Genomic DNA, 22,920 nt, shown 5'->3' with positions numbered 1-22,920 from the left:
TCGCAGTTGACGGGTTCGGCAATCCATGGTGAACACCGCGACGACATTTCCTGAGCCGCCGGGCATGTCCGGCTGTTCGCGCATGCTTTTAAGTGAAAAACACCCGATGGCAACCGAACGATACAATCCGCGCGCATCAGAGCCCAAATGGCAGAAGGCCTGGCACGCCAAGAAGCTGTTCGAGGCCGATAACGACGACCCGCGTCCGAAATACTACGTGCTCGAGATGTTTCCTTATCCGTCGGGGCGCATTCATATCGGCCATACCCGCAATTACACGATGGGCGACGTGGTGGCGCGCTACAAGCGAGCCAAGGGTTTCAACGTGCTGCACCCGATGGGCTGGGACGCCTTCGGCATGCCGGCCGAGAACGCGGCGATGCAGAACAAGGTCCATCCCAAGGACTGGACCTATCAGAACATCGCCGCCATGCGCGAGCAGCTCAAGGTCATGGGCCTGTCGCTCGACTGGGCACGCGAATTCGCCACCTGCGACGTCGACTACTACCACCGCCAGCAGATGCTGTTCCTCGATTTCGTCGAGAAGGGGCTGGTGACGCGCAAATCCTCCAAGGTCAATTGGGATCCGGAGGACATGACGGTGCTTGCCAACGAGCAGGTCATCGACGGACGCGGCTGGCGCTCGGGCGCGCTGGTCGAACAGCGAGAGCTGACGCAATGGTTCTTCAAGATCACCGACTATGCGCAGGATCTGCTGGACTCGCTGGAAGGCCTCGACGAATGGCCGGAAAAAGTGAAGCTGATGCAGGCGAACTGGATCGGCCGTTCGGAAGGCCTGCTGATCCGCTGGCCGCTGGCCACTCCAGTCGATGGCGAAGATGAGCTGGAGGTCTACACGACGCGGCCCGATACCATCTTCGGCGCCTCCTTTATGGCGGTCGCCGCCGACCACCCGCTGGCCAAAAAGTCCGCCGAGCACAATCCGGCGCTGGCAAAGTTCATCGATGAAGTGCATCACATGGGCACTTCGGTGGCGGCCCTGGAGACGGCCGAGAAGAAGGGGGTCGATACCGCGATCCGTGTCGTCCATCCGTTCGACGATGCGTGGACGCTGCCTGTCTACGTCGCCAATTTCGTGCTGATGGAGTACGGCACCGGCGCCATCTTCGGCTGCCCGTCCGGTGACCAGCGCGACCTCGACTTCGCTAACAGATATGGCCTGCCGGTCATTCCGGTGGTGATGCCGGAAGGCGAGAATCAGGGAAACTTCCAGATCATCGACGAGGCCTATGTCGGCGATGGCGTGATGATCAATTCGCGCTTCCTCGACGGCATGAAGCCTGATCAGGCGTTCGATGAGGTGGCGAAGCTGCTGGAACAAAAGACCATCGGCAATCGGCCGATGGCCGAGCGCAAGGTCAACTTCCGCCTGCGCGACTGGGGCATTTCGCGCCAGCGCTACTGGGGCTGCCCGATCCCGATGATCCACTGCGAGGATTGCGGCGTGGTGCCGGTGCCGAAGGCGGACCTGCCGGTCAGGCTGCCGGACGATATCGAGTTCGACCGGCCGGGCAATCCGCTCGATCGCCATCCGACATGGCGGCATGTCAAATGCCCGCAATGCGGCAAGGATGCACGCCGCGAAACCGATACGATGGACACGTTCGTCGATTCGTCGTGGTATTTCGCGCGCTTCACCGCGCCCTGGGCGAACGACCCGACCGACCCCAAGGCGGCTACCGAATGGCTGCCGGTCGACCAGTATATTGGCGGCATCGAGCACGCCATTTTGCACCTGCTCTATTCGCGCTTCTTCACCCGCGCCATGCGCGAGACCGGCCATGTCGATCTCGCCGAGCCGTTCAGGGGCTTGTTCACGCAAGGCATGGTGGTGCACGAAACCTATCGGGTCGGCAGTGGCTCGAACAGCCGCTGGCTTGCGCCCAGCGAGGTTCGGCTGGAGGACGTCGACGGCAAACGCCGCGCCCTCGAAATCGCGACCGGCGAAGAGGCGGTGATCGGCCCGCTCGAAAAAATGTCGAAGTCGAAGAAGAACACGGTGAGCCCGGAAGAGATCACCGACGGCTACGGCGCCGATACCGCGCGCTGGTTCATGCTGTCGGACTCGCCACCCGAGCGTGACGTCGAATGGACCGACGAGGGTGCTGCCGGCGCGCACCGCTTCATCCAGCGTATCTGGCGCTTGGTGTCGACGGCTGCCGAATCGCTCGCTGCAGTCCAGCCGACAGCGGCGAAGGAAGGCGAGGCAGGGACTGTTTCCAAGGCCGCGCACAAGGCGTTGAAATCGGTCGGCGAGGATATCGAAAAGCTCGCCTTCAACCGCGCTATCGCCCGCATCTACGAGCTGGCCAATGCGCTCACCACGCCGCTCAACGAGGCGGCCGAAGGCAAGGCCGAGCCGGCGCTCAAGGCTGCCTGCCGGCAAGCCGTCGACATCCTCGTGCATCTGATTGCGCCGGTGATGCCGCATCTGGCCGAGGAATGCTGGCAGACGCTCGGCGGCACCGATCTGGTCGCCGAACGGCCCTGGCCGGTCTATGATCCGTCGCTTGTCGTCGACAGCGAGATCGTGCTGCCGGTCCAGGTCAACGGCAAGAAGCGCGGCGATTTGACAATTGCCCGCGACGCGGACCAAGGTGCCGTCGAAAAAGCGGTTCTGGCTCTCGACTTCGTGCAGAAAGCGCTCGAAGGTAAGGCCCCGCGCAAGGTGATCATCGTCCCGCAGAGGATCGTCAATGTCGTTGCCTGATCCGAGGAAGACAGAAGTGACGCATTTGCTGCGCCGTACCGCGCTGTATGGCCTGGTCGCTTCGGTTGCGCTGGTTTCGGCCTGCACGGTGCGCCCGCTCTATTCGAGCGCGCCGCTGTCGGCCGGTTCACAAGCCGGGGCTGCCGCCGAACTCGGGTCGATCTCGGTCAAGCCGGTCAACACCCGCTATGCCCAGCAGGTCCGCAACAATCTGATCTTCGCGCTCGGCCAGGGTGCGGGCGAGCCGGCTTCACCCGCCTATTCGCTCGACCTCGGCGTAACCGAACTGGTTGAATCCGCTGCAACCGTGCAGGTCACGACCGATGACGACGAGCCAACGGCGGGCACGGTGACACTGACCGCGAATTATGTGCTGACCGACGCCAAGACCGGCACGACCATCGCGACCGGCAGGCGCTCGATAGCGTCGTCCTTCGACAGGCCCCGTCAGGAATTTGCCTCCTACCGGGCGCAAATCGACGCCGAGAACCGCGCGGCGCGCGAACTGGCGGACCTGCTGCGCCTGTCGATCGCCCAGAATCTGATCAAGCACGGCAAGACGGTGGCGGGTTGGAGCCTCGACAGCGCGATTTTGAGAGGCTGGAAGCTGTAGGCAGCAGTAGTCGATCGTTATTGTCAATGAAACCTGCAGCGATCCTTCCCACCCCCCTCTGCCCTGCCGGGCATCTCCCCCGCAAGGGGGGAGATCGGCAGCTTCACTAGCGGCTCCAAACTTTTGGAAATTGGCGAAAGCCGAAATCACGGTCAATCTCCCTCCTTGCGGGGGAGATGTCCGGCAGGACAGAGGGGGGTGCTGTCCCGCCGACGTCTCACAAGACTGCACAACCGCTGCAGACGGGTAGGAAACGGCCGAAAGCGATCTTCTTGATTTCAGCCGATCTTCTGGCCGGTCTTTGCCCAGTCGGCGAGGAACAGCTCAAGGCCCTTGTCCGTCAGCGGGTGCTTGACCAGCGCCTTCAGCGTCGCCGGCGGGGCGGTGATGACGTCGGCGCCGATCAGTGCAGCCTGCTTGACGTGGTTCACCGTGCGCACCGAAGCGGTCAGGATCTCGGTCTGGAAATCATAATTGTCGTAGATGGTGCGGATATCGGCAATCAGCTCCATGCCGTCCCAGCCGCTGTCGTCGATGCGGCCGACGAAGGGCGAGATGAAGGAGGCGCCGGCCTTGGCGGCGAGTAGCGCCTGGGTGGCCGAGAAGCACAGCGTGACATTGACCATGCGGCCGTCCGACCGGATGTCCTTGCAGGCCCTCAGGCCGTCGAGCGTCAGCGGCACCTTGATGCAGACATTGTCAGCGATCCTGGCCAGGATCTTGGCCTCCGCCATCATGTCCTTGTACTCGGTGGCGACGACCTCGGCCGAGACCGGGCCCTTGACGATCTCGCAGATCTCTCTGGTGACGTCGGCGATCTTGCCGCCGGATTTGAGGATCAGCGAGGGATTGGTGGTGACGCCGTCGAGCAGCCCCAAATCGTTCAGCTCACGGATTTCCTTGACATCGGCGGTGTCGACAAAAAATTTCATGACGGGTCTCCTAAAGATTTTTATCGCATCGGCCCGAAAATCGAAATCGATTTTTGGAAAGCACGATGCGAGGTTTAAAGTTCTAGAGCGTACTTTGTGCGTCCGGATGGACGCGCGTCGCTCTAGTGCATGTCATGCACATTTGGGGTCGGACTTTGATCTAGACGAAAGTCGGGGCAAGGTCACGCCTCATGATCGAAGATTCGCCCTTTGTCGCAGCCGCGCCGGTGCTGGTGCCGATGCCCGCCGAGCGGCCCTACACCTATGCCGTGCCCGCCGGCATGTGCGTGGTGCCGGGCTCGATCGTGCGCGTGCCGCTCGGTCCGCGCCAGGTTGCCGGCATCGTCTGGGACGGCGCCGTCGAAAAGATCGACGCAAAAAAGCTTCGCCCGATCGAGCAGGTCTTCGACTGCCCGCCCATCGACCGCGCCATGCGCCGCTTCGTCGACTGGATCGCGCAATACACGCTATCGCCGCCCGGTATGGTGGCGCGCATGCTGCTGCGGGCGCCGGAGGCCTTCGACCCGGAACCGTGGATCGAAGGACTGCAACGCACCTTCGCCAACCCCGACCGGATGACGGGTGCGAGGATGCGCGTGCTGGAAACAGCCGAAGGCGGGCTCGCCTGGACGCGGTCTGGGCTGGCGCATGCGGCCGGCGTCTCGTCGACGGTCATCGACGGGCTGAAAGCGCAAGGCGTGTTCGAGACCGTCATGATCCCGCCGCGACCGGTGGTCGCAGCACCCGACCCGGGCTACGCCGTGCCTTCGCTGATGCCGGACCAGAGCGATGCGGCCGAGATGCTGCGAACCAATATCGCGGCCGGCACATTCGGCGTCACGCTGCTCGACGGGGTGACCGGATCGGGCAAGACTGAGGTCTATTTCGAGGCGGTCGCGGCGGCGCTCGACCGTGGCAAGCAGGTGCTGATCCTGCTGCCGGAGATCGCGCTGACCCACGCCTTCCTCGAGCGCTTCCAGGAACGGTTCGGCGCCAAGCCGGCCGAATGGCATTCGGACCTGCCGCCAAGGATGCGCGAGCGTGTCTGGCGGCAAGTGGCGGAAGGTGGCGTGCGCGTGGTTGCCGGCGCGCGTTCGGCGCTGTTCCTGCCGTTCAGGGAGCTTGGGCTGATCGTTGTCGACGAGGAGCACGACCCGGCCTACAAGCAGGAGGACCGCGTCTTCTACAATGCGCGCGACATGGCGGTGGTGCGCGGCCATATCGGCGGCTTTCCGGTGGTGCTCGCCTCGGCGACGCCGTCGGTCGAAAGCCGGGTCAATGCGAGCCAAGGCCGCTACAGCAGGGCGGTGCTTTCGGCGCGCTTTGCCGAGGCGGCGCTTCCAGACCTGAAGACGATCGACATGCGCCGCGCCCCGCCGGCACGCGGCGGCTTCCTATCGCCGGTGCTGCTTGGCCATATGCGCCAGACATTGGAGAAAAAGGAACAGTCGCTGCTGTTCCTCAACCGGCGCGGCTATGCGCCGCTGACGCTGTGCCGGGTATGCGGCCATCGCTTTGGCTGCCCGGTCTGCTCGGCCTGGCTGGTCGAGCACCGCTTTCGCGGCCAGCTCGTCTGCCACCATTGCGGACACAATGAGCGGCGGCCCGAGGCCTGCCCGGAATGCGGCACGCTCGATCATCTGGTCGCCTGCGGGCCGGGCGTCGAGCGCATCGCCGAAGAGGTCGTCGGGCAGTTCCCCGACGCCCGAACCATCGTCTTGTCGTCCGACCTGATGGGCGGCGTGCGGCGGCTGAGGTTAGAGCTTGAAGCCATCGCCAATGGCGAGGCCGACATCGTCATCGGCACGCAGCTCGTCGCCAAGGGCCACAATTTCCCAAACATGACCCTGGTCGGTGTGGTCGACGCGGATCTCGGTCTTGCCAATGGCGATCCGCGCGCCGCCGAGCGCACCTTCCAGCTGCTCAGCCAGGTGACCGGCCGCGCCGGCCGCACCGGCAAGAAGAGCCTCGGGCTGCTGCAGACCTTCCAGCCCGACCACCCGGTGATGCGGGCGATCGTCTCCGGTGATGCCGAGGCATTTTACGAGCGCGAGATCGCCGAGCGCGAGCGGGCAGGGCTGCCGCCTTTCGGCCGGCTCGCCGGCGTCATCGTCAGTGCTGCGACAAGGGCGGAAGCGGAGGGCCATGCGCGGGGTTTGCGGCGCGCCGCACCTCAGGCCGCCGACCTGTTCGTGCTCGGCCCGGCCGAGGCGCCGCTGTCGCTGATCGGCGGCCGCCATCGCTTTCGCCTGCTGATCCAGGGCGAGCGGCGCGCCGACATGCAGGGGTTCATTCGCACCATCCTGGCCGAGGGACCGAAGATACGGGGCTCGGTGCGCGTGCAAGTCGACATCGACCCGCAGAGTTTTTTGTGAGGTGTCGAATTGCGCTTCCGAGGCGCGTTCGGCACGTCGAGAATCGCAAAATGCCGGGTGTTGGCCGTCAAAACCGACAGGCCGTTCAAACGGGCAGTGGCTGCGAGGCAAGGGCGCGTGAGCGCCAAAACCGCGCTGGTCGAGCTCCTCCTGCCGCTCGCCGCAGTCGCCTTCGGCATGACTGCCTTCGCGATCGTGGCGCGCCTGGCTGGCTGAGGCGACGCGGTTGGTGTTCGTAGCGGCGCCGGCCTTTCTACCAGGCCGAGAATTCGTTGGGCCAGGACTGGAAACGAAACGTTCCGTTCCTATTTGGGAGATCTCACCACCAAATTCCCGGAGCCGTGCCATGCGCTATAACCAACTTGGAAATACGGGGATGTTCGTCTCCGAACTTTGCCTGGGCACTATGACCTTCGGCGCCGCCGGCGAAAACGCCCAATGGGGCCTGATCGCCAGCCTCGACCAGGATAGCGTCGACGAGATCGTCCAGCGCTCGCTCGCCGCTGGCGTCAATTTCTTCGACACCGCGGATGTCTATTCCTTCGGTGCATCGGAACGGCTTCTCGGCCAGTCGCTCAGGAATCTCGGCATCAAGCGGCAGGATGTGATCATCGCCACCAAGGTCCATGGCGCCATGGGCGACGGCCCCAACCAGCGCGGTTCCTCGCGCGGCCACATCATGGATTCGGTCGAGGCCAGTCTCGAGCGGCTGCAGCTCGACCATATCGATCTCTATCAGCTTCACGGCACCGACACGGTGACGCCGATCGATGAGACACTCAGAGCGCTCGACGATCTGGTTGCCAGCGGCAAGGTCCGCTATGTCGGCGTCTCGAACTGGGCGGCCTGGCGCATCGCCAAGGCGCTCGGCATTGCCGAACGCAAAGGCTTTGCCCGTTTCGAGACCGTCCAGTCCTACTATTCGATCGCCGGCCGCGATCTGGAGCGCGAGATCGTGCCGCTGCTCAACGAGGAGAAGCTTGGGCTGATGGTCTGGTCGCCGATGGCGGGCGGTCTGCTCTCCGGCAAATACGGACCCGGCGCGCCCGGCAATGGCGAGGGCCGTCGCGCCAGCTTCAATTTCCCGCCGGTCAATGAAGACCGCGCCTGGGCGGCGGTCGCCGTCATGCGCGAGATCGCCGCCAAGCACGGCGTCAGCGTCGCCACGGTCGCGCTGGGCTATGTGCTGGCAAAACCCTTCGTAATGAGCGTGATCATCGGCACCAGCCGCATGGAGCAGCTCGAGCAGAACCTTGCCGCCACCGAGTTGAAGCTCGACAGCGACGATCTTGCTCGTCTCGACGAAGTCAGCGCGCTGCCACCCGAATATCCGGGCTGGATGCTCGAGCGTCAGGCGGCTGGCCGGCGGCCGGCGCCCTTTGCGCCGAAAAAGTAATTCAATCGCATATTCGATTTGATGTTGCGGGAGCCGGCGGGCTCCCGATCTTTTTGGGTTCAGGTCAGCCGGACCGTCTCGACCAGAAAATCGAGAAAGGCCCGCACCCGAGCCGGCAAGTGCTTGCCCTGCCCGACATAGACGGCATGAGTGAGCTCCTCGTCGCCGGGGTAGAAATTCTCCAGCAGCGGCACCAGCCGCCCGGCGGCGATGTCGGGCTCCACATGCCAGCGCGCCAGCCGGGCAATGCCTGTCCCGGAGAGCGCCATCAGCCGCATCGCCTCGCCGTCACTGACCAGCGCATTTCCGGTGATCGGGACGACAATGGCCTCGCCAGCCGCGCCGACGAAAGGCCAGCCGTCGAGATGGCGCACGAAGCAGAAACCCATCCGGTTGTGATAATCGAGATCGGCCGGCGTTCGGGGCGTGCCATGCGTCCTGAGGTAGGATGGCGCGGCGACGACGACCACCCGGCTCTGCCCGAGCTTGCGCGCCACCAACCGTGATTCGCCGAGCGGCCCGGCGCGGATGGCGACATCGGCGCGCTCCTCCATCAGGTCGATGACATTGTCGGTCAAAACCAGATCGATGGCGATTTCCGGATAACGTTCGAGGAAGCGCGGCAAAAGCGGGATCAGCCGGTGCTGCCCGAACGGCACGTAGCTGTTGACGCGCAGCCGCCCACGCGGGGCGGCACCGGCCGCCGCCTCGCGCTCGGCTGCCGCCATCTCGGCCAGGATGCGCACGCCGCTGTCGAAGAAGGCCGCTCCCTCCGGTGTCAGTTGCAGCTTGCGCGTCGAACGGGTGACCAGCCGCGCGCCAAGACGGGCCTCAAGTCGGGCAATCAGCTTGCTCACCGCCGACGGGGTCATCCGCAACGCGCGAGCGGCGGCCGAAAAGCTGCCTGCCTCGACAACGCGGACGAACACTTCGATCTCGCCGGAGCGGTTGATGTCTGGTCTCGCCATTCGTGAATCTATTTCACAGACAATGTGCCTGACGCAAGGCTGGTTCACAGCACATCGCGACACGATCTTCCGGGACGGGGCGTGGGAAGACACGGCGTCCCATCAAACGACCGTGATCGAAGTGGGAACCGCCATGCCTCTTGCTCTTTATGCCCTCGCCGCCGGTGCCTTCGGCATCGGTGTCACCGAATTCGTCATCATGGGCCTGCTGCTCGACGTCAGCACCGATCTCGGTGTCTCGATCTCGGCCGCCGGCCAGCTGATCTCAGGCTATGCGCTCGGCGTCGTCGTCGGCGCGCCGCTGCTGACGATCGCCACCGGCCGCTGGCCGCGCAAGACCGTGCTTCTGACGCTGATGGCGATCTTCACGCTGGGCAACCTCGCCTGTGCGCTGGCCCCCGACTACTGGACACTGATGGGCGCCCGCGTGCTCACCGCCTTTGCCCACGGCACCTTCTTCGGCGTTGGTTCGGTCGTTGCGACCGGGCTGGTGGCGCCCAACAAGAAGGCCTCGGCGATCGCCCTGATGTTCACCGGCCTGACCATCGCCAACATCCTCGGCGTGCCCTTCGGCACGTGGCTCGGCCAGGCCTTCGGCTGGCGGGCGACCTTCTGGGCGGTGACCCTGGTCGGTATCGTCGCCTTCGCCATAATTCTCCTGCTGGTGCCGCGCAACAAGGCAGCGCTGGAAAAGAGCGATCTGCGCGGCGATCTCGCTGTGCTCGGCCGCGCGCCCGTCCTGCTTGGCTTCGCCATCACCGTGCTTGGCTATGCCGGCGTCTTCGCCGTCTTCACCTATATCGCCCCCTTGCTGACCGAGATCACCGGTTTTGAGGAAGCAGCCGTGTCGCCGATCCTGCTTGTCTTCGGCGGCGGCCTCATCGCCGGCAATCTCGCCGGCGGCAAGTTCGCCGACCGATCGCTGGCGCCTTCCGTTCTCGGCAGTCTCGTTGTGCTGGCGCTGGTGCTGGGCACGATGACCTTTGCCCTGCATAGCCCGGCGATGGCCGTCATATATGTCGGCCTGCTCGGCGCCGCCGCCTTCGCCACCGTGGCGCCGCTGCAGATGTGGGTGCTGGAAAAGGCTGAAGGCGCCGGTCAGAGCCTGGCCTCGTCCTTCAACATCGCCGCCTTCAATCTCGGCAACGCCGCCGGCGCCTGGCTCGGCGGCGTGGTCATCGCCCATGGCCCCGGCCTCGGTGCCGTGACCTGGGTCGCCGCCCTGCTGCCGCTCTCGGCGCTGGCCGTTGCGGCGCTGGCGCTGCGCCTCGACCGCAGCTCGGTCCTCGGCGTACCGGCATCCGCCCGGTCGTGACGATCCCAGACAAATCCAAACTACAAGGAGCAAACCATGGATTATCGACGTCTTGGCGCCTCGGGCCTGAAGGTCCCGGCGCTCTCGTTCGGCGCTGGAACCTTCGGCGGTTCGGGGCCGCTGTTCGGCGCCTGGGGCAATAGCGATGCGACGGAAGCGCGGCGGCTGGTCGACATCTGCCTGGAGGCCGGCGTCAACCTGTTCGACACCGCCGACGTCTATTCGAACGGCGCCTCCGAAGAGGTGCTCGGCGCAGCCATCAAGGGCCGCCGCGATGCCGTGCTGATCTCGACCAAGACCTCGCTGCCGATGGGCGACGGACCTAACGATGCCGGCTCCTCCCGTTCGCGTCTCATCAAGGCCGTTGAGGATGCGCTGAAGCGTCTCGGCACCGATTACATCGACTTGCTGCAACTGCACGCTTTCGACGCCGCAACGCCGATCGAGGAGGTGCTGTCGACGCTGGACAGTCTCGTGCGCACCGGCAAGCTGCGCTATGTCGGCGTCTCCAACTTTTCCGGCTGGCAAGTAATGAAATCGCTCGGCCTGGCGGACAAGCACGGCTATCCGCGCTACGTCGCCCACCAGGTCTACTATTCGCTGGTCGGGCGCGACTATGAATGGGAGCTGATGCCGCTCGGCCTCGACCAGGGTGTTGGCGCGCTGGTGTGGAGCCCGCTCGGCTGGGGCCGCCTGACCGGCAAGATCCGCCGCGGCGAGAAGCTGCCGGAAAAAAGCCGGCTGCACGACACCGCAAGCTTCGGGCCACCTGTCGAGGACGAACAGCTCTACAGGGTCGTCGATGCGCTCGACACTGTCGCCGAGGAAACCGGCAAGACCGTGCCGCAGATCGCCATCAACTGGTTGCTGCAGCGGCCGACCGTCGCCTCTGTCATTATCGGCGCGCGCAACGAGGAACAGCTGCGCCAGAACCTCGGCGCCGCCGGGTGGTCATTGACGGCAGACCAGATGAAGAAGCTCGACGCCGCAAGCGCCGTTACCGCACCCTATCCGTATTTCCCCTATCGCCGGCAGGAGGGTTTCGCCCGGCTGAGCCCGCCTGCGGTCTGATTGCGCGGGGGCCGACAGGCCGCGGGACAGCGCCCCCCTCTGTCCTGCCGGACATCTCCCCCACGAGGGGGGAGATTGGATGTTGCAACGACTTTCGCCAGATCTCCAACGTTGTGAAAGAATGGCACGGTCAGCGAAGCTGCCGATCTCCCCCCTTGTAGGGGAGATGTCCGGCAGGACAAAGGGGGGCGCCGTAAAGCGCCCACCTCGGCATCCAATACGATTGCAACCTGACGTCCTAAGCCGTCGACTAATGCAGCACGAACTCGCCGTCGACCTTGTGCCATTCGTTGGGCGCGATCAGCTTCTGGTGCGTGTAGCTCACCGAATGCAGCGGGCCATCTAGCTTGGTCTGCCAGAACTCGATGAACCGGATCAGCACCGGAAATTTCGGAGCGATGTCGTAGTCCTGCCAGATGAAGCTCTGCAGCAGATGCGGATGATCGGGAAAATGATAAAGAATCTTGGCCGTGGTCAAGCCATAGCCCTTGAGCATCAGGTCCATTTCGGAATGGTCGCGCATCGCGGTCCCCTGGTTGATTCTCCTTTCCTCCCAAGTTGAAATTGTGCGCGCTATTTGCTTAATCGTCTATTGATATTTCGTAGTTAGAGGCCAGATTTACAACGCAAAAACATGCGGTTAGCAGCGATCGTGGTCGAGTGCTGATAGCGGCGAAAACGACGTCTGCGGCATCCCGCCGCGCGAATCCAACGTCTAATGTTGCCGTCACCGCGGAACTGTTAATAATGCGCGCGAATTCGCGGCCGCTTCGCCGCGATGCTGCTCGGCGAGCAAGCTGACAGTTGGTCTTGGGAGGGAATGGAAAAATGTCCGAGGTTCATGTCCATCGCGTCCAGCCGGCGTGGAAGAAGAATGCGCTGATCGACAATGACACCTATATGAAATGGTACGCCGACAGCGTGAAGAACCCGGACAAGTTCTGGGGCAAGCACGGCAAGCGCATCGACTGGTTCAAGCCCTACAGCAAGGTCAAGAACACCTCCTTCGACGGCAAGGTCTCGATCAAATGGTTCGAGGACGGCGAGACCAATGTTTCCTGGAACTGCATCGACCGGCATCTGAAGAAGCGCGGCGACCAGACCGCCATCATCTGGGAAGGCGACAATCCCTACGACGACGGGAAGATCACTTATAACGAGCTCCACGCGCATGTCTGCCGGCTCGCCAACGTGATGAAGAAGCACGGCGTCAAGAAGGGCGACCGCGTCACCATTTACATGCCGATGATCCCGGAAGCCGCCTATGCAATGCTCGCCTGCACGCGCATCGGCGCCATCCATTCGGTGGTCTTTGGCGGCTTTTCGCCGGACGCGCTAGCCGGCCGCATCGACGACTGCAAATCAACCTTCGTCATCACGGCCGACGAAGGCCTGCGCGGCGGCAAGCCGATCCCGTTGAAGGACAACACCGACAAGGCGATCGAGATCGCCGCCAAGGCCGGAACGAAAGTCGAGAGGGTCGTCGTCGTGCGCCGCACCGGCGGCAAGACCGGCTGGGTAGCCGGACGCGACGTCTGGTACCACGACGAGGTCGCGACGGTTAAGGCGGAGTGCAAGCCGGAGAAGATGAAGGCCGAGGACCCGCTGTTCATCCTCTATACGTCAGGTTCGACCGGCAAGCCGAAGGGCGTGCTGCACACCACGGCAGGCTATCTCGTCTATGTCTCGATGACCCACCAACATGTCTTCGACTATCATGACGGCGATATCTACTGGTGCACCGCCGACGTCGGCTGGGTCACCGGCCACAGCTACATCGTCTACGGGCCGCTCGCCAACGGCGCCACCACGCTGATGTTCGAAGGCGTGCCGAACTACCCGTCGCAGTCCCGCTTCTGGGAGGTCATCGACAAGCACAAGGTCAACATCTTCTACACCGCGCCGACGGCGTTGCGGGCGCTGATGGGCGCCGGCGACGCCCATGTCGCCAGGACGTCGCGCAAATCGCTGCGCGTGCTCGGCACGGTCGGAGAGCCGATCAATCCGGAAGCCTGGGAGTGGTATTTCAACGTCGTCGGCAACGGCAAGGTGCCGATCGTCGACACATGGTGGCAGACCGAGACCGGCGGCATCCTGATCACGCCTCTGCCCGGCGCCACCCACCTCAAGGCAGGTTCCGCGACGCGGCCGTTCTTCGGCGTCAAGCCGCAACTGGTCGACGGCGACGGCAAGGTGCTGGACGGTGTTGCAAGCGGCAACCTCTGCATCGCCGATTCATGGCCAGGCCAGATGCGCACCGTCTATGGCGACCACGAGCGCTTCGTGCAGACCTATTTTTCGACCTACAAGGGCAAATATTTTACCGGCGACGGCTGCCGCCGCGACGCCGATGGCTACTACTGGATCACCGGCCGCGTCGACGACGTCATCAACGTCTCCGGCCACCGCATGGGCACGGCCGAGGTCGAATCCGCGCTGGTTTCGCACGAGAAAGTCTCGGAAGCTGCCGTCGTCGGCTATCCGCACGACATCAAGGGCCAAGGCATCTACTGTTATGTCACACTGATGGCCGGCGAGAAGCCGAGCGAGGAGTTGCGCAAGGAACTCGTCGCCCATGTCCGCAAGGACATTGGCGCCATCGCCACGCCCGACAAGATCCAGTTCGCTCCCGGCCTGCCGAAAACCCGTTCGGGCAAGATCATGCGGCGCATCCTGCGCAAGATCGCCGAGGACGATTTTGCCGCGCTCGGCGATACCTCGACACTGGCCGACCCGGCGGTCGTCGACGACCTCATCGCCAACCGGCAGAACAAGCGGGCCTGATGCCCGCCTCGACGGAGATCGGTACTGTCAGCGAGCTCTGGCGCTATCCGGCGAGTTCGCTTGCCGGCGAACACCGGGATGTGATCTCCGTCGGCCTTGAGACCATCGACGGCGACCGCCTGTTCGGCCTTGTAGACGCCTCTGACGGTGAGATCGCGCGGCCTGACCGCGAGGGGAAATGGCACAAGGTGCCACTCATTCGGACCCGGCTGAATGGTGACCGCGCGCTTGAGATTGCCATTCCCGGTGGCAAGTGGTTGACGGCGCCGGGCGTCGAGAGCGACTATACCGTTTCTGCCTTTCTCGGCTTCGCGGCCTCGATCCGGCCGTTTCGCCAGAAAGATGCGCCGGACTATACCGGCCTTCTGACCGCCGAGCGTTACCGCAAGGCGCCCATCCACCTCCTGACCACCGCTTCGCTGGCGCGCCTGAAGGCGCTGCATCCGGAAGGCGCCGCCGACCCGCGCCGTTTCCGCCCCAACATCGTCGTCGACATGACGGCGATCGAGGGATCATTCCCGGAGACGGAATGGATCGGACGCAAGCTGGCGATCGGCGATCTGCTGTTGACCATCTTCGAACCATGCCGCCGCTGCGGCTTCACCATCATCGCTCAGGATGGTTTCGGCCACGATGCGGCGATCCTGCGCAATCTGGTCCGCCATAACGCCCACAATTTCGGCGTCTACTGCACGGTCGACCGCCCCGCCCGCGTTGAACTCGGCGAGACGATGCGCCTCCTGTAGGCTACCGATAAAGGTCCGCCCGCGTCGGCGGCAGGCCGCTTGGGCCCCGCGCGCGCTTGGTGACGACCGTCTGGAAAACCTGCGCCGAGGCTCGTTCGAAAGTGATCGAACAGCCGGTGAGATAAAGCAGCCAGAGGCGTGCCTTGGCTTCGCCGACCTCGGCGATCGCCTCGTCGAAGCGTGCGTGGAGGCGCTCGGCCCACAGGCGGCAGGTGCGGGCATAGTGCTCGCGCAAATTCTCGACATCGTAGACGAGGAAGCCGTGCGCTTCGAGATTGCCGAGCGTCATGCCGATCGTATCGAGCTCACCGCCGGGAAAGATGTATTTGATCAGCGCCTTGAATTCCGGGCCCTTGCGCAAGGTCTTCTTGATGCTGCCCTTGTCGCGCCGGGTGATGGCGTGATGCAGATAAATGCCGCCCGGTTTGAGCAGGCGATGGATGGTCGAAAAATAGGCGGCGTGGTTGGCCAGCCCCAAATGCTCGAACATGCCGATCGACGAGATCTTGTCGAAGGAGCCGGATAGCTCGGCATAGGATTTTATCTCGATGGTGATGCGATCCTCCAGCCCCTCAGCGCGGATGCGCTCGCGGGCGAGCTGGGTCTGGGCTTCCGACAGCGAGACGCCGTGGCCGACGACGCCGTAACGTTTCGCGGCATGGATGAGCATGGCTCCCCAGCCGCAGCCGATGTCGAGCAGCTTTTCGCCCGGCTTCAGCCGGAGCTTGCGGCAGATGTGGTCGAGCTTGTCTTTCTGCGCCTGGTCGATGCCATTGGCGAAATCGCTGAAATAGCCGCAGCTATAGACCATGCGTTCGTCGAGGAAGAGCCGGTAGAAGGCGTTCGAAATGTCGTAGTGGTGCTGGATGGCTTGCCTGTTCGATCCGCTGACGAAGGGGGTGCGCCCGGAAAGGTCGGTCCGCGCCGTCATCTGTTTTCTCGAAAAAAGCACGGCCGGCAGGTCGCGCAGGACCGCGAGCTTGGGCAACGACTTGAGCTTCGTCCTGAGTTTACCGTGCGCGGGCAGGGCGTAGAAATCGAACAGCGAACCGTCTTCCACGTCGATGGTCTTGGAAATCCACATTTCGATCAGCGTCGAGAGGTTGGGCCGACGCATCACCTGCCAGACGATGTCCTGGTCGTTGATGGTGACCACGGGGCCGGTGGGGGGCCCGATCCGCTCGCCGTTCCACAGCTTGACAGCGAAACCTGGCTTCAATGTCTCGATGACCGTTCGAACGATCCGTGCGGCTCTGTCGGCTGCCTCCATCCCCATCCTCCCCTGCTCAGCACGCTGGCGGTGCGGCAGCGACTTTGCCTGTCCGATCGGATAGCCGCAAGCAGTTAGCGGCAAACGCGTACGGCATTTTCACCATGGCGCCTTGCCATTTGCAGATCGACACCCCATCATGAGGGCGTCTTCAACAAATCGAAAGGAGGTGATCCGATGTCGAGTGATTTCGTTTTCCAGAACGTGGCCTCAGCGGATTGCACTTTCGGGAAGCAGTCTTCCCGTTAAGGCGCGAGATGCGCGGCTGGCGACGCCTGGAGCGCCGAGCGTCCTTTGGACACGCAAAGGACGCTCCAGCACTTAAACTCTACACGTCGCTGCCATGAGCCGCGCCATGGACGGAACACGGAAGGCCGCCGGCTTCGAAAGAAGCGGCGGCCTTTTCCTTGTCCGGATCCTGTCAGGTAATGCCCTCTATTTGGTCAATGCCAGGCTTTCGATGTTGCGCGCTATCTCCTGGAAAGCCTGGTTGAGTTCCGTCCCGTTGGCGGCCTGATAGAAGTGCTTGATCTTGGCGGTATCCGGGCTCGCGCAATTCTGCAGTGTCGCCTCGGCATTCTCCTCGTTGAGATCGAAACCGATGGTGAAGATTTCGATACCCTTGTCGCGCATGGCGGTACAGAGCGTCTTGGCTGCCGTGCGGGTCGGTTCCTTGCCGGCATCATTGTAGACCTCACCGACAGTGCTGGCATCGAAGTAGGACAGGTTGAACTCGCCGTCGGTCATCAGGATCGCGATTTTGGCGACCTTGTTCGGATCCGCCTTGGCCGGCCGCTGCGAAGCATTCATCACGCTGCCCCAGTTTTCCGAAAGCATGTACCATGTCCACTGCACGCCGATATGGCCCGCGGTGCCGCCCGATGCGACAAAGTTCTTGATGACGTTCTTGAGCGCCGCGGCGTCCGCCGTCAGCGGCTTCAACCTGGCGGCCGGGCAGCCAGCCGTGCCGGTCTGCCCGGCAAAGGACGACAACAGGTAATCGCGATTGACCATGCTGATGTCGGGACCTACATCCGAATATTGATAGGTACCCTTGCGCTCGGTGGCGCAATTGTCCGGACGCATTAAGCCGGAGACATACTGTACGGCGCCATTGCCTGGCGCCTGCTTGCGCTGGCTGGTCGAGGTTTCGACATAGACGCTGCTGGCAGCAAGGGCGCCGGCATTCACCGAATTGGCGTATGGTACGATTGAGACACGCACTCGGGGGTTAGAGGAGTCCTGGCCGTCCAGGAAGCTGTCGACCGCGTTCGCTGCAGCTGTCCTCAGATCGATGATCTTCTGGCCGGCCATCGACCCTGTGACGTCGAGCATCATCGCCACTTCGATCGTCTTGTCCGAATAGAGCGCTGTCGTCGATGCGGCAACGCGCTTCATCTCACCCATGCTGAAAAGCGGAAAATAAAGGCCGAGATCGACATGCACGTCCGCCTGAACCGTCTTGGCGGTCCTGTCGAGCGTCAACTTGTCGAGGACGATCCGATCAGCCTGCAGGATGCCCGCTCGGCTGTTGGCATCGAGAAACGCCTGCACCGACTTGTTGGCGTCGGCCTCCTTGATGACGCCGGTCGTCAGGTCGCGCGCCGTCGAGGTCACCGCCGCATCGACCACGCCTTGCAAGCTCGACTTGGCGTTATAAAGCTGGGAAACGTTAACGGCAAAGCCGGCGCCCAGCGCCAGCACCGACGCAACCATGCCGAACAGAACCGCGAAATTTCCGCTTCGATCCCCGGCAAAGCTGCCGATCGCGTGAAAAAGACCCCCAAAATGCCGCATGCTTCCGCCTCCATTCGCCACGACCTCGAGGCCGTGTGAGGGGCATTGCAGGATTCCGGCCGGACGGCGCCGCGAAGGGACCAACAGCTACCGGCTCATTGTCAAATCGTTGTTTCTGCTTGGTTTCGAAACGCGGCAAGGTGAACAAACGGTAAACGACAAGCCGCTGCGGCAATTTCGTTTACGAAGCGCTTACCATGATCACGCCGTCCGCCGCAGAGCACCAAAACCCCATCCCGATCCGGCACAGGCGCGCTGTGCCGAAGCGGACCAGGGGCCATCAGATCCGTACGACAGCCCGGATGATCGTAACCGCAAGACGCACGCCGTTCGTGCTTGCGCTTCTATGCCAGCATCTGCGCGCTGGCGGTCCTGTCGACGCCGCGATGGGGCGGGTTGAACAGGTTGCTTTCCTGCTCGTAGGTCCAGACCTTGAACAAGCTGAGCTGGTGCGGGCCGAAACTGTGCAGCAGCGGCACGTCGGTCGCGTCGCGGCCGCGCGCGATGACGACGCGGCCGATCCTCGGCGTGTTGTGGCGAGGGTCGAACGTGTACCATTTGCCGTCGAGAAACACTTCCAGCCACGCCGAAAAATCCATCGGTGCCGGGTCGACCGGTACGCCGATGTCGCCGAGATAACCGTTCACGTAGCGGGCGGGGATGTTCATGCAGCGGCAGAGCGTGATCGCCAGATGAGCGAAGTCGCGGCAGACTCCGACGCGCTCTTCATGCGCCTGCGCCGCCGTGCGGGTTGAGCGCGCATAGCCGTAACCGAACGACAGACGGTTGTGGACATAGTCGACGATCGCCTGCACCCGCGCCCAGCCGGATGGAACAGGCCCGAAAACCTGCCAGGCCAGATCGCTGAGATGATCGGTCTCGCAATAGCGACTGCCGAGCAGATAGCAGAGCACGTCATCAGGCAACTCCGCCACCGGCACTTGCCTGGCCAGCGGGTTGACCTCGTCGGTCTCGCCGCTGTCCTCGACGACGGCGTCGTAAAGAATGCGAAAGCCGCCGCCAGGCGCGGTGAAGCGGCGGCAGGTGTTGCCATAAAGATCGTGATAGAGCCGGGTTGGCACGGAAGGCGAGGTCAGCACGCGCGTCTGCCGTTTTATGTCGGCCTGGCGGTCCCTGTGGATCTCGAGCAGCGAAATCACCGGGGTGGCTTCAGCACAGTCGATGGCGATTTCGTAGCCGAGCCGAATCAGCATCGCGGTTTCCTCTTTTTTGAGCATGGTGGAAGACAGTTTGGTCAACGCGAAACGGCCCGCCATGGTTCCCTCGTATATCGAAAAGGCGATCTCGCGCCTTCCCATGCAGCCGACGCGACGTTACGGTCGATCGACACGCTTTTGGTTCCCTCCGACACAACCTCCCGGGATAACAGATGTTCGCAGGCAAGAAATTCGCAGCCTTCCTGTTCGACATGGACGGCACGGTGGTCAATTCGATTGCCGCCGCAGAAAGGGTCTGGGCAGATTGGGCACGCCGGCAAGGTGTCGACGTTGCCGCATTCCTGCCGACGATCCACGGCGTGCGGGCGATCGAGACCATCGCTCGGCTGGCGCTTCCAGGCGTCGATCCGATGCGCGAGGCCGATGCGCTTCTGCAGGCCGAGGCGGCCGATATCGAGGGCATCCTTCCGATCGCCGGCGCCGCGGCGTTTCTGGCGTCGCTGCCGCCCGAGCGCTGGGCCATCGTCACTTCCGCGCCGCGCGAGCTGGCTCTCCTGCGCATCGCGGCCGCAGGCATCCCGCTTCCCGCCGTCCTTGTTGCGGCGGAGGACGTTTCCCGCGGCAAGCCGGCGCCCGATTGCTTCCGGCTGGCGGCCGAGCTGTTGGGCGTGGATGCGGGCGACTGTCTCGTTTTCGAAGATGCGCCCGCCGGCATATCGGCGGCCGAGGCCGCAGGAGCTGCGGTAGTGGTGATCAGCGCCACGCACCAGCATCCGTTGCAAACGCCGCATGCTGCGATCGCCTCTTATGACGGGCTAGGCATTACGGTCGACGACCGAGGCTGGGTTGTCCTCGCGGCGGAGCGCACTGCGGCGTAGGGTGCCCTTAGAAATCGCTGGTCAGGCCTTTCACCTCCCAGTCGCCATAGCGGCCGGGTTCCTTGCTGCCACGCCCGCCGATCTCCCGGGGCATCGCGGCTTCCTGCTGGCGATAGCGTTCGCGCCGTGCTTCCGCTTCCGCCAAAGCACGGCGGGCTGCCGGCGTCAGCGTCTTTTGCGGCGCGTCGTGACCGGGGCCGGCGTTTGTATTACTGGTTTCAGCTGTTTTATTGGTTTCGTCGATCATCCGATATTCCCGGCGGATTGAAACTGGCCCCATTTGAAACGGGCCCCAATTGAAACAGGGCCGCATGGTTCCCATCATATAGCGATGAGCCGATAGCGATCGACCCCTTTTTACGCAGGGCCGGCAGAAACGGGAGCAGACGATGAACACACTTCGCACCGCCATGCTTTTGGCCGCGATGACCGCGCTGTTCATGGGCGTCGGCTATCTGATCGGCGGATCGGGCGGCATGGTGATCGCCTTGCTGATTGCCGCCGCTATGAACCTGTTCAGCTATTGGAATGCCGACAAGATGGTGCTGTCGATGAACCGCGCCGTCGAGGTCGACGAAAGGAACGCGCCGGAATATTACGCCATCGTGCAGAGCCTCGCCAGACAGGCCGGCCTGCCGATGCCGAAAACCTATCTGATCGACAACCCGCAGCCCAACGCTTTCGCCACCGGCCGCAACCCGCAGAATGCCGCGGTCGCCGCCACCACCGGGCTGCTGCAGCAACTGTCGCATGAGGAGGTCGCGGCTGTCATGGCGCACGAGCTCGCCCATGTGCAGCACCGCGACACGCTGACCATGACGATCGTCGCCACGCTTGCCGGCGCGATCTCGATGCTCGGCAATTTCGCCTTCTTTTTCGGCGGCAGCCGCGACAACAACAATTCCTTCGGCATTATTGGCGTGCTGGTGGCGATGATCGTGGCGCCGTTAGCCGCGATGATTGTGCAGATGGCGATCAGCCGCACCCGCGAATACGAGGCCGACCGGCGCGGCGCCGAGATCTGTGGACAGCCGCTTTGGCTTGCCTCGGCGCTTGACAAAATCGCCCGTGGCGCCGAACGCATCCGCAACCCGGATGCAGAGCGCAATCCGGCGACCGCCCACCTCTTCATCATCAATCCTCTTTCCGGCGAGCGCATGGACAGTCTGTTTTCCACCCACCCGAACACCGACAACCGCATCGCGGCTTTGCAGGCGATGGCGCGGGACATGACATCCGCCCCCGCTCAGCGGCAGGCCCCGATGCCGCGGCAGGACGAGCAGCGGCCGTCCGGCCCGTGGGAGAAGGCAGCCGAGCAGCCTGAGCAGCCGACTGAACCGGCCAGGCCGAAATCCAATCCCTGGGGCCGCAATCCGACCGGACCCAAAGGCCCGTGGTCGTGAGCGAAGCGAAACGCCGGCACCGAATTTCAGGCGATCATGAAAACAATACAGCGAGCCCCGACGAGCCCGTCGCTGGTCTCGCCGCGCGCAAGGCGGCGGCACGGTTGCTTGCCGCCGTCATCGATGCCAAGACGCCGCTCGACGGTTTGACCGACCACGAGAACGGCCATCCGCAATACAAGGCGCTCGACCTGCGCGACCGGGCGCTGGTGCGCGCTATACTGGTCACTGCGCTGCGCTTTCGCATGACCATATCAGGGCTGCTGGCGCGCCGGCTGGAAAAGCCGCTGCCGCCCAACGCCACCGCGCTTTCGCACATTCTGCATGTAGCGGCGGCGCAGATCCTGTTCCTCGACATTCCCGACAGTGCCGCCGTCGACCTTGCCGTGACCCACGCCAAGTCCGATCCGCGCACGGTGCGCTTCTCCGGTCTCGTCAATGGCGTGCTGCGCACGCTGGCGCGGTCCAAGCAGGCCGAGTTGGCTGCGGCGCTTGCCGCTACCGACGAAGCGCCGAAATGGTTTTCCGACCGGCTGAAAGCTGCCTATGGCGCCGATAAGGCCAGGCAAATCCTCGCCGCCCACAGGTATGAGGCGCCGGTCGACTTCACCGCCAAGTCCGATCCCGCGCTGTGGGCCGAGCGGCTCGGCGGCATCGTGCTGCCGACCGGCACGGTGCGGGTGGAAAAGCTCAGCGCCTCCGTCACCGAGCTGCCCGGCTTCGAAGACGGCGCCTGGTGGGTTCAGGATGCCGCCGCCAGTCTTCCGGCCCGGCTCTTCGGCGACATCAGGGGTTTGCGCGTCGCCGATCTCTGTGCCGCCCCTGGCGGCAAGACCGCTCAGCTCATTCTCGGCGGCGCCGAGGTCACCGCGATTGATTCCTCGAAGAACCGGTTGGCGCGGCTCTCGCAGAATCTCGAGCGGCTTGGTTTGTCCGCAGAGATCGTCCAGGCCGATCTGCTCAAATACGAGCCGGAACAACCGTTCGACGCCGTCCTCCTCGATGCGCCCTGCTCCTCGACCGGCACGGTGCGGCGGCATCCCGACGTGCCCTGGACGAAGACGGCGGCCGACGTCGAAAAACTCGCCGATCTGCAGCGGAGGCTGCTCGCCCGCGCCGTCACCCTGGTCAGGCCCGGCGGTCGCATCGTCTTTTCCAACTGTTCGCTCGACCCGCTCGAAGGCGAGGCGCTTCACCGCGCCTTCCTCGCCGGAACGGCTGATATCGTCGACGATCCGCTCCGCCCGGGCGAGATCGCCGGCATCGATCCTTTCCTGACCTCGCAAGGCACGCTGCGCACCACGCCCGCCGATCTCGAGCTCGGCTCACCGGAACGGTCCGGCCTGGACGGCTTCTTCGCCGCCCGCATGCGCAGGGCCGGCTAAAGCTGAGAATTTGAAGACTATTTTAGGAAGAATCCTGCGGAAAACAGGCTGAACTCCAAGGCCTCAGTGGAAATTCGC

Annotated in this window: 18 protein-coding genes; 11 read left to right on the top strand and 7 right to left on the bottom strand. The window is 63.7% G+C overall.

Features of this window, described 5'->3' with window-relative positions; all coding sequences use genetic code 11:
* Window positions 1–106: 106 nt before the first annotated feature.
* Together leuS and lptE are read left to right on the top strand one after the other, a co-directional pair.
* Entirely contained in the window at window positions 107–2,731 is a 2,625-nt protein-coding gene (gene leuS / locus NKH12_RS11600) for a leucine--tRNA ligase (protein WP_352953235.1), read from the top strand.
* 16 nt (window positions 2,732–2,747) lie between these two features.
* On the top strand, window positions 2,748–3,344 hold the full coding sequence (lptE, locus tag NKH12_RS11595) for an LPS assembly lipoprotein LptE (RefSeq protein ID WP_352953234.1): 597 nt from the start codon (window positions 2,748–2,750) through the stop codon (window positions 3,342–3,344).
* 278 nt (window positions 3,345–3,622) lie between these two features.
* On the opposite strand, the gene fsa is transcribed toward lptE, so the two are convergent.
* Window positions 3,623–4,276 carry a fructose-6-phosphate aldolase gene (gene fsa, locus NKH12_RS11590; RefSeq protein WP_023678103.1) on the bottom strand — a complete coding sequence of 218 codons (654 nt, stop codon included), beginning with the start codon at window positions 4,274–4,276 and terminating at the stop codon, window positions 3,623–3,625.
* Window positions 4,277–4,467: 191 nt separating this feature from the next.
* Here fsa and NKH12_RS11585 point away from each other — a divergent pair, with 191 nt between their 5' ends.
* A complete protein-coding gene (locus NKH12_RS11585; RefSeq protein WP_352953233.1) occupies window positions 4,468–6,651 on the top strand; it encodes a primosomal protein N' in 2,184 nt (727 codons plus the stop codon).
* Window positions 6,652–6,997: 346 nt separating this feature from the next.
* Window positions 6,998–8,047 (top strand): aldo/keto reductase, encoded by a 1,050-nt coding sequence (locus NKH12_RS11580; protein ID WP_352953232.1) that lies wholly within the window; start codon window positions 6,998–7,000, stop codon window positions 8,045–8,047.
* Between the two features lie 59 nt (window positions 8,048–8,106).
* Here the strand turns inward: NKH12_RS11580 and NKH12_RS11575 are convergent, their stop codons facing one another.
* Entirely contained in the window at window positions 8,107–9,015 is a 909-nt protein-coding gene (locus NKH12_RS11575) for a LysR family transcriptional regulator (RefSeq protein ID WP_352953231.1), read from the bottom strand.
* Window positions 9,016–9,148: 133 nt separating this feature from the next.
* Here NKH12_RS11575 and NKH12_RS11570 point away from each other — a divergent pair, with 133 nt between their 5' ends.
* Together NKH12_RS11570 and NKH12_RS11565 are read left to right on the top strand one after the other, a co-directional pair.
* The gene (locus NKH12_RS11570; protein WP_352953230.1) at window positions 9,149–10,330 is read left to right on the top strand and encodes an MFS transporter; all 1,182 of its coding nucleotides are present in this window, start codon (window positions 9,149–9,151) and stop codon (window positions 10,328–10,330) included.
* A gap of 36 nt (window positions 10,331–10,366) precedes the next feature.
* Window positions 10,367–11,401 carry an aldo/keto reductase gene (locus NKH12_RS11565; protein ID WP_352953229.1) on the top strand — a complete coding sequence of 345 codons (1,035 nt, stop codon included), beginning with the start codon at window positions 10,367–10,369 and terminating at the stop codon, window positions 11,399–11,401.
* A gap of 250 nt (window positions 11,402–11,651) precedes the next feature.
* On the opposite strand, the gene NKH12_RS11560 is transcribed toward NKH12_RS11565, so the two are convergent.
* Entirely contained in the window at window positions 11,652–11,924 is a 273-nt protein-coding gene (locus NKH12_RS11560) for an usg protein (RefSeq protein ID WP_065011174.1), read from the bottom strand.
* A gap of 305 nt (window positions 11,925–12,229) precedes the next feature.
* Here NKH12_RS11560 and acs point away from each other — a divergent pair, with 305 nt between their 5' ends.
* A complete protein-coding gene (gene acs / locus NKH12_RS11555; RefSeq protein WP_352953228.1) occupies window positions 12,230–14,185 on the top strand; it encodes an acetate--CoA ligase in 1,956 nt (651 codons plus the stop codon).
* On the top strand, window positions 14,185–14,931 hold the full coding sequence (locus NKH12_RS11550) for an MOSC domain-containing protein (RefSeq protein WP_352953227.1): 747 nt from the start codon (window positions 14,185–14,187) through the stop codon (window positions 14,929–14,931). The genes acs and NKH12_RS11550 overlap by 1 nt, the downstream gene beginning before the upstream one ends.
* Window position 14,932: 1 nt before the next feature.
* Here the strand turns inward: NKH12_RS11550 and NKH12_RS11545 are convergent, their stop codons facing one another.
* From NKH12_RS11545 to NKH12_RS11535, 3 genes are all read right to left on the bottom strand, one after another.
* On the bottom strand, window positions 14,933–16,201 hold the full coding sequence (locus NKH12_RS11545; protein ID WP_352953226.1) for a class I SAM-dependent methyltransferase: 1,269 nt from the start codon (window positions 16,199–16,201) through the stop codon (window positions 14,933–14,935).
* A 435-nt stretch (window positions 16,202–16,636) separates the two neighbouring features.
* Entirely contained in the window at window positions 16,637–17,998 is a 1,362-nt protein-coding gene (locus NKH12_RS11540; RefSeq protein ID WP_352953225.1) for a pilus assembly protein TadG-related protein, read from the bottom strand.
* Window positions 17,999–18,342: 344 nt separating this feature from the next.
* A complete protein-coding gene (locus NKH12_RS11535) occupies window positions 18,343–19,212 on the bottom strand; it encodes a transglutaminase-like domain-containing protein (protein WP_352953224.1) in 870 nt (289 codons plus the stop codon).
* A 176-nt stretch (window positions 19,213–19,388) separates the two neighbouring features.
* Between NKH12_RS11535 and NKH12_RS11530 the strand changes: the two genes are divergently transcribed.
* Entirely contained in the window at window positions 19,389–20,054 is a 666-nt protein-coding gene (locus tag NKH12_RS11530; RefSeq protein WP_352953223.1) for an HAD-IA family hydrolase, read from the top strand.
* Window positions 20,055–20,061: 7 nt separating this feature from the next.
* On the opposite strand, the gene NKH12_RS11525 is transcribed toward NKH12_RS11530, so the two are convergent.
* Complete coding sequence (locus NKH12_RS11525) at window positions 20,062–20,301, bottom strand: DUF1674 domain-containing protein (RefSeq protein WP_352953222.1); 240 nt, start codon at window positions 20,299–20,301, stop codon at window positions 20,062–20,064.
* A gap of 142 nt (window positions 20,302–20,443) precedes the next feature.
* Between NKH12_RS11525 and htpX the strand changes: the two genes are divergently transcribed.
* Both htpX and NKH12_RS11515 read left to right on the top strand, forming a co-directional pair.
* Complete coding sequence (gene htpX, locus NKH12_RS11520; RefSeq protein WP_352953221.1) at window positions 20,444–21,457, top strand: zinc metalloprotease HtpX; 1,014 nt, start codon at window positions 20,444–20,446, stop codon at window positions 21,455–21,457.
* A complete protein-coding gene (locus tag NKH12_RS11515; protein WP_352953220.1) occupies window positions 21,448–22,842 on the top strand; it encodes an RsmB/NOP family class I SAM-dependent RNA methyltransferase in 1,395 nt (464 codons plus the stop codon). The genes htpX and NKH12_RS11515 overlap by 10 nt, the downstream gene beginning before the upstream one ends.
* Window positions 22,843–22,920 lie beyond the last annotated feature (78 nt).

The organism is Mesorhizobium sp. M1322, from assembly GCF_040318085.1.
Classification (GTDB): domain Bacteria; phylum Pseudomonadota; class Alphaproteobacteria; order Rhizobiales; family Rhizobiaceae; genus Mesorhizobium.
This window is presented reverse-complemented; position numbering and strand designations above follow the sequence as displayed.